The organism is Streptomyces sp. M92 (assembly GCF_028473745.1).
In the GTDB taxonomy this organism is placed as follows: domain Bacteria; phylum Actinomycetota; class Actinomycetes; order Streptomycetales; family Streptomycetaceae; genus Streptomyces.
Map to the genome: position 1 here is coordinate 37,254 of NZ_CP101138.1, position 12,385 is coordinate 49,638.

Genomic DNA, 12,385 nt, shown 5'->3' on the forward strand with positions numbered 1-12,385 from the left:
GCCGGCGCCACACCCGGCATGCGGTGGTCAGTCGCCGATGCGGTAGTCGATCTGATCGCTGCTGGCCATCGCACCCGCCCACAGCCGGACCTCGTTGATGCGTGCCGGCAGGTAGTGCTTCCACGCGCCGCCGGTGAATCCCTTGCCGACGGCGAAGTCGCCACTGCCCAGCGCAATCGTGTAGGCCTGGGTTCCGCCGTTCTGGACGTGGCTGAGGTAGAGGCTGATCGTTCCGTTCAACGAGTTGTAGATGCCGGTCAGGCGCACCGGGCTGTCGACGGCTGCGACATCGTCGGACACCACCGAGGAGAAGGTGCCGTCGGCCTTGAGCCGGCCGAAGTGCCACTTGCCGACCGGGACCGTCTGTTCTTCCCGGTTGTCGTCGAGGTAGGTGTCCTTGCCGGTCAGTTCGAACCAGAAGCCCCATGAGGAGCCGTCTGCCGTGCGTTGCCCCAGGACCTGGCCGGCGTAGCCGATGTCCTTGGCCAGCAGCTTGGTCCCGTCGAGCTGAACCGAGGTCGACACGGTGAAGGAGCTGTGGTCGTACACCAGCGGTCCGGGTGTGGTGGCGGCGTCGTCGACCCCGTCCAGGACGATCGACTCCCCGTCGATCGCCGCACCTCCCTCGAGCATGAGGGTCTTGCCGTAACCGGAGGTGGTGTCGGTGATCGTGGAACCGCTTCCGCGCGCGGCCGACCAGTCGGCGACCAGTTCGGCGCCCGCGAAGCCCTCCGAGGTCAGCAGTTGCGCCTCGTCGGCGATCTCCTTCGAGGACAGCACGCGCTGCCACACCGCGACTTCGTCGATCGAGCCCGGGAAATAGAATGCCGGGCCGCTGCTGAGTTGGTGACGACCGAAGTCCAACGGTGCGGTCGACGGCCAGGAGCCCTCGGCTGTGACGGCGCCCCCTTGCCTGCGGCCGTCGACGTAGAAGTTGAGTTCCTTCTTCGCCGGGTCGTACGTGCCCGCCAGATGTGTCCATACGCCGGCCTGCGCCGGATAGACCGCTGACCTGCCCCAGTACCAGTCCTTTTCACCGGTCTGGCGCACACCGAAGTACCAGGTCTTGCTAGTGGAGCTGTAGTAGAAGATGAAGGGACTGCTCACGCCGTCCCGTGACGACAGCACGGCCGCCTTTCTGTCCAGGCTGTCCGCCCGAACCCAAGCGGACAGAGTGTAGGCCGACCGCGTCTCCAGCACCGGCCCGCCGGTGGCGGCGTACCCGGTGCTGCCGTTGAGGGACAGCCCCTTGTCCGTGATCGCCGTCTCCAGCGGCTGCCCTTCGGCGTCATGGGTGATCAGCCCACGACGTCCGCGGTCATCACGAACCGCGCCCCCTCCCAGGGTCGCGTCGTCCTTTCCGTCCGCTGTCGCGGCGTCCACGGCGACACCGCTCGCCTCGTCGAAGTGCCACCGCCCGATGGGCCCCTCTCCCGCCGCCACCAGGAAGTCGACGACATTCTGCGCGCCCCAGCGGCCGACGTCGTCCTTCGCCCGGACGTACACGCTGTAGGTGCCGGAACGTTGCGGCGTGACTTTCTGCGTAACCGAGGCGCCCTTGAGTTCACTCGACCAGGCGTCATCCGAAGACAGCTTGTACTGGTAGGAGACGTTGTTCGCGTCCCCGGTCGCGGCGGCGAAGGAGAGGGCCGCCGGCTGGTTGGGCCCGCCACCCGGAGCACATGCGGTGGCCGTGCACACGCTGTACGGTTCCCCGACGGTGACCTTGGGTGCCTTGGGCGCGGTGGAATCGACCTTGAAGTAGCACCAGCCGGAGGTGCTGCTCGACAGATGGCTCTTACCGGCGTTGTAGAACGAGTGTGTCCAGGCCTGGTAGCGGTACAACTTGCCGTCGGTCAGCGTCGACCAGGTGAGGGTGACGGACTTGCCGTCTCCTACATATCCGGACGAGGGCCGGACCGATCCGTTGCCGGGAGTGGTGTCCGTCCACGTACCGTCCGCGTTCTTGTGATCGAGGTCGAAGTAGACCCGCAGCTGCGCCTCCTTCTCGCCTCCGGACTTGGTCTGGGCGTACGCCCGCAGCGTCGGGGTCGGGTCCGAGACAACCGCTGGATCAGCTTCCGACCGCTCACACACAGCGCCGGAGCCGGTCATCAGCGCGATACCGGTCGGCTTGTCAGGGAGTCCCACGAAGTCCACGGCTAGTACCGCGTCGTTGCGGAACCGCTTCCACGCCGAGGTGTCCGACTCGTCATGGGCGCGGATCTCGAGTGTGAGCCGCGAGAACTTGCCCGCCGCGAAGTTCTGCACGGTCGGGGTGAGGTTCTCGTTGGTCTCCTCCGGGTTGTCGTTGAACTCGATCGGCGCGTCCGGCGCGTCCGGGTCGCACAGTGAGCCACGGCCGGCGGACACGTACCGGTCGCCCATCCAGTCCAGTTCCTTGGGCCGTGAGGACCAGGTGGTGGAGGAGGAGATGTTGTTCGTGCGGACCAGGTCCACCCAGCGGGGGCTGCACTGGAACGCCCACGGCTCAGTCACCCGGAACGTGGCGTCCAGGACCTTCTTGCCCTTGAGACTGGCCGGCGAGAACTCGAAGTACAGCCGCTGCACGTATCCCGGCCCGCAGTAGTAGCCGCTCCAGGAGCCGCACTTGCCGGCTCCCTTGCCTCGGTTGTCGCTGCCGTTGCCCCAGCCGTAGGACTCGTAGCCGTCGCTGCGCAGCAGGGTCCGCTCGGACTCACCCCAAGTGATCGTGGGATCGATGAACAACGGAAAGGCAGACTCGTCCGTGCCGGCCAGCATCTGCGCGTCCGGCACAACCGTCAGCGCGTCCTCGGAGACCTGGACATCCATCCGGGCGACCGTGTCGCCCTGCCCCGGCTCCAGACCCGTCCCCGAGGCCGCACTCTCCGCCGGATCCGCCGGCTCGGGCTGCCCCGCCTCCACCCGCAGGAGCTGCGTCTTCGGCTCCGGAGCGCTCTGGCCCGCCGAGTCCCACATCTGCGCCGGCGGCGCCTTGAAGACGGCCTGTCCGTCGTCGTCCAGCGCGGCGAGATTGCCGGCGGCGCCCTCCACCACGTCCAGACCGTCAGACTTGAGGCCGAAGGTGAGCTTGCTCAGCTCCTCGCTCTCGGCGGCCTCGGGCGTCTTCACGACCAGCACCTGCTGGAAGCTCTCGACCGTCGCGGTCACCCTCAGATCGACACCCGGCAGCACCTCGGGGTACACGGCGCTGGAGCCGTCCAGCCGAGGCTCTGGGAGAGAACCCGGCCAGTCCAGTTCCAGCCACCGGCCCTGCTCCTCGATTCGCGCCAGCGACGTGTCTCCACCACCGGAGAAGGACATCTCCGCGGAGGCCGCCTTCGGCCCCACCGAGCCATCGGACCGCGTCTCCAGCGTGGGATCGGGTGCCTGCCAGCCGCCACCGGGCTTCGCCACCCGCACCGGCACCGACGACTCCTCCAGCGTGAACGTCGAACCGTCCGGGTTGGCGAAAACCGTGGTGCGCTCCCCGCGCTCCGTGGTCACCTCCACCCGCTGGCCAGATGCCTGGGCCGCCTGAAGGGCCTTCTGCCCCTCCGACAACGGCACATCGGCCACATCGTCACCGACCGCGGAGGCCACCGGACCAGGAACGAGAGCCGCGACCACCGCCGCACACACGACCGCGGTCATGCCCGCGACGGCCCTGCGGTCACGTCTTCTGCCAGGCCTCCCAGCCCGGACCTTCGGTGCGGGCAGCACTTCTCGCCCACCTGGCAACCGAGTCCACATCCTTGCCACACCCCGCCCACAAGATTCACAAAGTAGCCAGGGAGTAACTAACGCTTCACCAGAGCGACGGGTCAACAGCCAGGAAACGGACAACAACACGCCAAGTTCAGGAAGGCCACGTGAGGAACCCGACGTTTAAGCAGGGTTGTACGGAAAGACAACACACTTTCGCATCCATGCCGACACGCCAAGATCAATGGCACAGCTCACCGCTTCTCCGTCCTGCCGAGCCCGGCCGCTCTGCCCCCAAGGCCGTATACGTTGTGCTGGAGACGCCCGCATCGACGAGGTCGGGGCACGCTGACGGTGGTCCGGAATGAGAGATGGGGTATCCCGGCCCCGGGCCGCAGCGCGGGAAGCGTGGTAGCGGCTGACGGGGAGGCACTTGACACCCTGTCGCTCTCCGTCGGCGTGCCGTTATACGACGACTTCAACAGGTGGCTCCGCTACAGCCTCAGTCTGCTCGAGGAGGAGAGCACCGGACCTCGACCCCTTCGCCTTCCCGGTGTCCGTGGCACTGCACCCGCTGCTGCGGGCCCGACAGGCGGATTGGTCGCCCTGCGGGCCGCCACCTCGCTGGCCGAACGCTGCGGGGGACGGCTCGCGGTCACCCTGCCGCCCGGCCTTACCCGCCCCACGTCCCGAGGGAGGCCCAGATCGCAGACGGCCGCTCCGTTAACCAAGGCTGCCCCTCCGACGACGCCGACCGCTTCGGGCTGCGGCGCCAGCACATCCTGGCCTGCGTTCCGGGGCCCGGGGAGACCAGGGGCAGGGGAGAGGCTCAGCCGGGTGAGGTCGCTTGCAGTCCGGGTGAGCCAACCGCGCTGCGGGTCGGTGACCGTGGCCTACAGGTTGTGGTCCGGGCCTACGGTTTGCTGGCGCCCGAGTCCACGCCACCCATGCCCTATTTGCCGGAATCTGCAGAAGTCGCTGCAAACGCGCCCCTGCGACCGTAGGCTCCCAGGTCAAACAGTCTGCTCCCCGCACACGCGGGGATGGTCCCGCCACGGAGACGTGGCGGGGCGGAGCATCCGCCTGCTCCCCGCACACGCGGGGATGGTCCGTACGCCTCCAGGTCCCGGCGGATCTGATGCTCCTGCTCCCCGCACCCGCGGGGACGAAGCGCTCGGCCTCCGATGCCGTCGCGCTCGAAGCGTTCTGCCCCGCGCCGCGATCAGCGAACGGCGCGGATCATCACGGTCAGGACCGGCGACGCCGGTGACGGCTGGCTCTGGCCGATGTCCTCGTACCCCCACGACCTGTAGAGGGCGTGGACCTTGCCGTCGCCCGCGGCCCGATTGACCATCAGGGTGACGAAGGGCTCGTCGCGGTTGGCGAGGAGGGCGTCGTGGATACGCCGGGCGGTGCCGGTCTTCCGCCACGCCGGCCGGACGCCGATCTCCTTCAGGGCCACGGCCGGGCGCTCGGTGTACGTGTCCGCCGGCGCCGGGCTGGTGCGCTGCCAGTAGCGGTCGCCGTGCTCGATGGAGTTGCCGTAGGCGTAGCCCACCGGGTGCCCGTCCGCGTAGGCGAGGACAGCGGTGAATCCCGGCTCGCCGCCGTGCCGGTCCAGGCGTTCGCCGAACGCGGTGACCGCGTAGTTCGGCAGGTGGAGGAGCGGGGCGCGCACATCGGCGTAGACGTCGAGCAGGTCGCCGCGGGCGGTGTCGAGGGTGGTGAACGTGCGCAGTTCGATGGTGGGCGCCGTGGTCATGCGGCCATCCTCCAGGAGGCGGTGTGCTCGGTCCAGGCCTGCACGGTGGAACTGCGCGGTGCGGTGGCGCGCAGCGCGGCCCCGAACTCCTGCAGCATGCGCGTCACCCGGGCGTGCCGGGTGGCGGCGTCGGCGGGAACCTTCATCGCGGTGGTCGTGGCGGCGTCGGCGGCGCCCTGGGCGAGCTGGGCGTGCGCGAGACGGGTCGTGGTGATGGCCCGGGAGCGGACCATGTGGGGCCGCAGAGCGGAAAGGCAGCGGTGGGCGTGGTACTCGGCGGTCGGGTGGTCGCCGAGTGCCAGATGGGCGGACAGGGCCAGGGAGTGCAGTTCGGCCTGGTCGTAGAAGGCGAGCAGCCACACGGGCCGGTAGTCGCCGGGGTCGGCGCGCAGCATGGCTTCCTGTGCCTGGTCGAACGCACGGCGGGTGCCGGTGCGGTCGTGCGCCGCGCCGTGGATCGCCGCCTGCCGGGCCATGCCGAGGGAAGCGAACATCGGGTCGCGGCGCGTGATGTGCAGGCTGCGGGCTACGTCGTTCGCGGCGAACGCGTCGGCGGGTCGCCCCATGTGGCGGTACATGGTGCCCGTGTGGCTCCAGATGCGGAACTTGATCGCCTGGTCGCCGGACATCTCGGCCAGGGCCTGGGCCTCACGCATGTGCCCCTTGGCTACGTCGTAGCGGCGGCCGTCGATGGCGGCCCACATCGCCGAGGACCGGAAGGCCGCCGCGGAGGCGTAGAGGCTGCTGCGTACGCGCTGGGTGGCGCTGCCGGCGTTCTGCAGGTTCAGTGCCTCGTCGGCGAGCGCGGCCGCCCGCTGTTCGATGCCGAGCTGCCCACCGTGTCGGTGATCGCTGGCGATGATCTCGGCGAAGCGCTTGTTCAGGCGGTCCACGTCACTCATGCCGATGCGGCGGGGCCCTGCGGTGCCGGGCGCGGCCGCTGCTGCTGCGGCAACGGCAGCGATGCCGCCGACGAGGGTACGGCGCTTCATGTCGGGGTCCTCCTGCTGCGGTGGGGCTGGGGTGGACGAAGACCGGCCCCGTGGCACGAACCCCAGAGCGACGGCGGGCAGGCCGCTGATGTCCTCGAGCGCCTTGCGGGTGGCTGATTTGGGCCACATGACGCGGCCCGCCTTCCAGGCTCGGACCGACGAGCCGTCGAGTCCGCCAAGCCGCCCCGTCAGGAGCTCGAGAGCACTGTTCACGGCATCGGCGAGGCTGTTGGAGCTGTAGCCGTGTTCGGCCATCCACGCCTCGAGCACGACGTTGCGCGTGGTGTCCATGCCCGCACCGTAGCCCTGACGACCCCTCACCCACCAGGTAAAGCAGTAGTCAAATCGCCCTAGGTCTTTCCTCGGAGCGGAGGGTGGATCGTCCTAACCACCCGACTACGGGAGCGAGTTGTCTGGGTGTCGGCCGCTCGCCCCCTTTCTCCGGAGCGGGCGGCCGGTGACGGTCCGGCCTTCTCCTGGCGCCTTCTCAGGGTGGGCCGGGCACCGAGACGACGCGAGGGCTCAACCCCGATGACGAGTCTGATCACTCTCATGCAAACCGCAGCCACCGGACATCCCGCCTACAGCCGGACCTGCCCGTGCGAGCCGTCCACGGCCGAAGCAGGCCGGACGCTCGTTCGTGACGCCCTCGGCGTATGGCACCTCGACGACCTCGCCGACGTCACCGCGCTGATCATGTCGGAACTGGTCGCGAACGCCGTCACGCACACGACGTGCCGGTCGATCCGCCTGATCGTCGGGCGGCCGAGCGCGACACGGATACGTGTCGGGGTGGTGGACCGGGAGCCCTCACGCCTACCTGCTCTCGGGCGGGCCGGCGAGGACGACGAGTCAGGGCGTGGCCTGCTCCTGATCGACGGCATCGCCGACCGCTGGGGCTACGACCTGCACGGTCCGCGCAGTCGCCCGTGGGGCAAGGAGGTCTGGGCCGAACTCCTGCTGAGGAGCGGGGCGTGAGTACGCGCCTCAGAGGCTGCCCCGGCCTCCCGGACCTGACTGACCTCGCCCGTCTCCGCATGCCCCCCCCCGGAGAGCGGCGGCCGACTGCCGCCACCCCACCAGACTCCCGCCTCCGGTCATGGGGCGCCCTGCCGTACGGCCGGGGGCGGGCGGCACCGCACAGAACCTTCCAACAACCACCAAGGAGTCGAAGATGACCCGCAACACGGTAGTACCGAACAGCACTCAGGTGAGCCGGCCGGCCCCGGGGACTCCGGACGGCTTCGACCTGGACGTCTCCCTCGTCGAGGTGGCCGACCCGGCGGGTCTGGTCAACCTGACCGACGACAACTGCGGATCCACCTGCGGCGCCTGCACCACGAACGTCGCCTGAGCATCCCGAGGGCATCCGGAGACTCCGCTCTCCGCGCCTTCGCGGCTGGTGCCGCCGCCGCATCTCGCGGCGCAGCGGCACCAGCCGCCCCGTCCCGTCCCGCACACACGGAGGTAGTGGTGGCTGATCAGTACCCGGCGTTCCGCTCCGGCACGACCGCTCTTCTACGAGCCGTTGCCCGGCCGGCGCCACCGTGCCCTCCGCTACCCGACCTCGACGATCGCTCCGTCGCCGGAGTCGCCGCCTGCACCGCGTGGCTGCGTGCGGTCCTGGCCGACGACGACCTCGCCGAAGCACTCGAACACGCCAGCCCGGTTCTGGCCGCGCGGGTACGGAGCCTTTGCATGCCCGCTGAGTTGTCCACGGGGGGCGCCGAGCCGTCCGCGCGCGACGTACGGCGTGCTGTGCTCTCCGTCGCCCGCTACTTGCTGCGTTCCCAGCACAGGGCGACGCCGTTCGGGCTCTTCGCCGGTGTGACCGTCGCGGGATTCGGCATGCAGGCGAGTGTGGCCTGGGGTGGGGAACACGTGGCCGTCGGCCGTGCGGGCGCGGAGTGGCTGGCCGCTGTCGTCGAGCGGTTGGAGTCCTGCCCGGACCTCCTCGAACGACTGCCCGTTGTCGTCAACAACACCGTGACGAGCCGCGGTGACCGGCTCGTCGTGCCGTTCCAATCCGATGACAGAAGCGACCGGAGCGACCGAGGCGACCGGAGCGACCGAGGCGACCGGAGCGACCGGGGTAAGCGCAGTGAGCGGCCTCGCGCGGTTGAGGCGTCCCTGGCCCTGACCGCGCCGGTGCGCGCTGTCCTCGCCGCGGCGCGAGAGCCGGTCCGGGCCGGTGAGCTCGCGGACAAGCTCGAGCCGGAGTTCCCCGAAGCCGGACCGGAGAAGGTACGTCGGCTGCTGGCCGAGCTGATCCGACGTCGGGTGTTGATCACGGGCCTGCACGCGCCGAGCACCGAGACCGACGCCCTCGGACATCTCCTCGACCAGCTCCGCCTGGCCGGCGCCGATTCCTTCCCCGCTCTCGCCGGGATGGTGCGCGAACTGGGGGAAATCCGGACCGCGCTGACGAGGTGCGCTTCGTGCAGTGGGCGCGAGGGTGCCGCAGCCCGGATGAGGGCCCTCGTGCCCGGCCTGCGCCGCCACCCCGTCGCGCTCGACCTGCGCCTGGACGCGCAGCTCGTACTGCCGGACGCCGTCGCCCGTGAAGCCGAGCGCGCCGCGCTGCTCCTGACCCGCGTCAGCGCCCGCCCCTACGGCACCGCGGCGTGGGGCGCGTACCACCAGCGGTTCTACGAGCGGTACGGCATCGGCACGATGGTGCCGCTCCAGGAAGTCGTCGCCGACAGCGGCATCGGCTACCCCGAGGGCTACCCGGGCTCCTCGCCCGGCGCCCGTCGGCCACGCCTCTCCGCCCGGGACGACGCCCTCGTACGGCTGGCGCAGGCCGCCGCGCTCGACGGCCGTGACGAGGTGCTCCTCACCGACGAGCTGATCGACGTCCTGGACGTGGGGCCCGACGAACCTCGCGTGCCGCCGCACTTGGAGGTGGGGGTCCGGGTCCATGCAGCCGACGTGGACGAGCTGCGGCGCGGGCGGTTCCGGCTGGAGATCGTGAGCGTGTCCCGCGGCGCCGGTGTGACCACGGGCCGCTTCCTCGGCGCCCTGCCCCCGGACGACCGTGCGGCCCTGGCCACCGAACTGTCCGGCCTCCCGGCCGCCGACGGCGCCACCGTGCCCGCGCAGCTCTCCTTTCCGCCGCTCCTGCCGGAGAGCACCCACGTCACGCGGACCCCGCGAGTCCTGCCGACCGTGATCAGCCTCCAAGAACACCGGGCACCCGACGCCGACGTCCTCGTCCCCGCCGACCTGGCGGTGGGGTGCGACGGCCGCCGCATGTACCTGGCCGATCCGGAGCGCGGCCGACGCATCGAGGCCGTCGGGATGCACGCGCTGAACCTCCGCACGCACACCCCACCGCTCGTGCGCTTCCTCACCGAGTTGCCCCGCGCCCAGTGCGCGCAGGTCACCGTGTTCGACTGGGGCGCCGCGGCGACGATGCCGTTCCTGCCGCGCCTGCGCTACGGGCGCGTCGTGCTCACCCCGGCCCGATGGCGCCTCGAGGCGTCCGAGCTGCCTGGCCACGCACGCCCACGGGCCGAATGGGACGCCGCCTTCACCGGCTGGCGGGCCCGACGGCGACTGCCCCGGCGGGTCCACCTCGTGGAGGACGACCGGCGACTCTTCCTCGACCTCGACGAGGCCGGCCACCGGACGCTGCTGCGCCACCACCTCGACCGGAGACGCCAGGCCGTACTCGTCGAGGCGGCGGAGCCGGGGGCGTTCGGCTGGTGCGACGACCGTGCCCACGAGGTGGTGGTGCCACTCCGGGCGACCCGCCCGTCTCCGTGGCCAGAGCTGCCCGCTCCCACCCCGGCCCGCGCCCTCTCCACGGCCCAGACACAGACCCCGGCCGCATCGTCGGTGCTGCTGGCCGCGTTGTACGGCGACGCTCGCCGCCAGGACACGCTGCTCTCCCGCCACCTGCCCGATCTGCTCGAACGGCTCGGAGGCCCGCCGTGGTGGTTCGTCCGCTTCCGCGACCCCGAGCAGCACCTGCGCCTGCGCATCGCGCTCCCCACGCCCGATGCATTCGCCGAGACGGCCCGGACGATGAGCGTGTGGGTGGACGAACTGCGCGACGCCGGTCTGCTGGCGGACCTGCGGTACCCCACCTCCTACCGGGAGACGGGACGCTGGGGCTGCGGCGCCGCATGGGACGCGGCCGAAGACGTGTTCCGCGCGGACTCGCGGGCCGTCCTCGCCCAGCTCTCCCAACCGCGGCGCCCCCACGAGCGCACACTGGTGGCCGCGCACACCGTCTCCATCGCCTCCGCGTTCCTCGGCAGCACGGAAGCCGGGACGCGCTGGCTGATCGACCACATCCCGCCCACGGCGCCCGGCCCCGTACCGCGCCCGCAGTTCGCCGACGCCGTACGTCTGGCCGACCCCGGCGATGACTGGGCTGCCCTGCGCGCCGCCCCCGGAGGAACGCCCATCGTGCAGGCGTGGGCGGACCGTGACGCGGCGCTCGCCGCCTACCGGAGGCATCTGCCCGGACCCCACACGCAGGGCATCGCCCTCGACGACGTCCTGACCTCGCTGCTGCACGTCCACTTCGTACGGCACATCGCGGTGAACTTCCCCGAAGAAGAGGCCTGCCTCCACCTCGCCCGAGCCGCCGCCCTGGCCTGGACCGCCCGCACCACCGGGAGGACGCCATGACCGCACAGGCAGAACAGGCAGCACTGACGGCACAGACGGCACTCGGCCTGGCCGACGCCGTCGCCGAGCACCTCGCCGACCCCGGCGGGGTGTCGTTCCCGACGGCACACCGGCAGCACCTCGCCCTCGGTCTCCCCGGCATCGCACTCCTGCACATCGAGCGGGCCGCGGCCGGCCTCGGCCCGTGGCAGCGCGCCCACGACTGGCTCGCCGCCGCCTCCCGCGAGCCGCTCACCAGCGGTCCCGACAGCCACCCGTTCTACGGGGCCCCCGCCTTCGCGCACGCACTGGCCTGCGCCGCCGATCACCTGCCCGGCGCCTACCGACGCGCTCTCGCCACCCTGGACCGGCAGACGGCGGCCGATGCGAAACGCCGCGTCGACGCCGCTCACCGACGGATCGACACCGGACGCCTCCCGGCGCTCGCCGAGTTCGACACCGTCCGGGGCCTGACCGGCTACGGCGCCCACCTCCTGCGCCGCGCCCCCGACTCCTCCGTCCTGCGCGCCGTCCTCGGCTACTGCGTACGCCTCACCCAGCCGATCACCCATGACGGAGAAACCCTGCCGGGCTGGTGGACGCCAACGAATCCGTCGGGCCGGCCGGACGAACGCTTCCCCGGCGGACACGCCAACAGCGGCATGGCGCACGGCATCGGCGGGGTACTGGCGTTGCTGGCCCTCGCCGCCCGGCACGGCACCTCCGTCGCGGGCCAGTACGAAGCGGTGGGCCGGATCCTGACCTGGCTGGACAACTGGCAGGAGGACACCGACGACGGCCCGGCGTGGCCGTACTGGGTCACCCGGCCCGAGCTGCGCGCCGGCCGCCTCGCCCCGTCCGCGCCGCGGCGACCGTCATGGTGCTACGGCACCGCCGGCCTCGCCCGCGCCCGGCAACTCGCCGCACTCGCCCTCGGCGACACCCGTCGCCGACTGGACGCCGAGAACGCCCTCGTGGCCGCTCTCACCGATCCCGTCCAGCTCGGAGCCACGACGGACAACGCCCTGTGCCACGGATTCGCCGGCCTCGCTCACATCGCCGCCCGGGCGGCCGACGACGCCCACCCCTCGACGGCCGGTCAACTCCGCTTCGTGATCCCGGCACTCCTGGCCGCCGCACATCCGCCCGGCACCGACCCGGCGCACACCGCCACGGCGCTGATCCGGGACGAGGAGCGCGGCCCCGGCCTCCTCGACGGTGCAGCCGGGATCGCGCTGGCCCTCCTCGCGTCCGGCGCCGCCGAACCGCCCCGAACCGCCTGGGACGCCTGCCTGCTCGTCGCCTGACCGACCACGACGATCGA

Annotated in this window: 7 protein-coding genes and 1 pseudogene; 5 read left to right on the forward strand and 3 right to left on the reverse strand. The window is 71.2% G+C overall.

The genetic code is table 11. The features are described from left to right. Positions 1-27: 27 nt before the first annotated feature. The 3 genes from M6G08_RS35580 to M6G08_RS35590 form a co-directional block, all read right to left on the reverse strand. Complete coding sequence (locus M6G08_RS35580; RefSeq protein WP_272591590.1) at positions 28-3,636, reverse strand: LamG-like jellyroll fold domain-containing protein; 3,609 nt, start codon at positions 3,634-3,636, stop codon at positions 28-30. Positions 3,637-4,909: 1,273 nt separating this feature from the next. After that, a complete protein-coding gene (locus M6G08_RS35585) occupies positions 4,910-5,449 on the reverse strand; it encodes a GNAT family N-acetyltransferase (protein ID WP_198941547.1) in 540 nt (179 codons plus the stop codon). Continuing rightward, complete coding sequence (locus M6G08_RS35590; protein ID WP_272591591.1) at positions 5,446-6,732, reverse strand: NsdA family TPR-like regulatory protein; 1,287 nt, start codon at positions 6,730-6,732, stop codon at positions 5,446-5,448. Before M6G08_RS35590 ends, M6G08_RS35585 begins: the two co-directional genes overlap by 4 nt. A gap of 240 nt (positions 6,733-6,972) precedes the next feature. Between M6G08_RS35590 and M6G08_RS35595 the strand changes: the two genes are divergently transcribed. From M6G08_RS35595 to M6G08_RS35610, 5 genes and pseudogenes are all read left to right on the forward strand, one after another. Then, positions 6,973-7,419, forward strand: coding sequence for an ATP-binding protein (locus tag M6G08_RS35595; protein WP_272591592.1), 447 nt, complete (start codon positions 6,973-6,975; stop codon positions 7,417-7,419). Between the two features lie 196 nt (positions 7,420-7,615). Then, entirely contained in the window at positions 7,616-7,795 is a 180-nt protein-coding gene (locus M6G08_RS35600; RefSeq protein WP_272591593.1) for an FxLD family lanthipeptide, read from the forward strand. 317 nt (positions 7,796-8,112) lie between these two features. Further along, positions 8,113-10,020: pseudogene (locus M6G08_RS36190) on the forward strand (lantibiotic dehydratase); the annotation flags it as partial. 261 nt (positions 10,021-10,281) lie between these two features. Further along, a complete protein-coding gene (locus M6G08_RS36195; RefSeq protein ID WP_524540354.1) occupies positions 10,282-11,082 on the forward strand; it encodes a thiopeptide-type bacteriocin biosynthesis protein in 801 nt (266 codons plus the stop codon). A gap of 23 nt (positions 11,083-11,105) precedes the next feature. Then, a complete protein-coding gene (locus M6G08_RS35610) occupies positions 11,106-12,368 on the forward strand; it encodes a lanthionine synthetase C family protein (RefSeq protein ID WP_272591599.1) in 1,263 nt (420 codons plus the stop codon). The last annotated feature ends 17 nt before the right edge of the window (positions 12,369-12,385 follow it).

Coding starts and splice junctions, on each gene's coding strand:
- M6G08_RS35580 (WP_272591590.1), bottom strand. CDS start 3,636: ATGACCGCGGTCGTGTGTGCGGCGGTGGTCGCGGCTCTCGTTCCTGGT.
- M6G08_RS35585 (WP_198941547.1), bottom strand. CDS start 5,449: ATGACCACGGCGCCCACCATCGAACTGCGCACGTTCACCACCCTCGAC.
- M6G08_RS35590 (WP_272591591.1), bottom strand. CDS start 6,732: ATGGACACCACGCGCAACGTCGTGCTCGAGGCGTGGATGGCCGAACAC.
- M6G08_RS35595 (WP_272591592.1), top strand. CDS start 6,973: ATGACGAGTCTGATCACTCTCATGCAAACCGCAGCCACCGGACATCCC.
- M6G08_RS35600 (WP_272591593.1), top strand. CDS start 7,616: ATGACCCGCAACACGGTAGTACCGAACAGCACTCAGGTGAGCCGGCCG.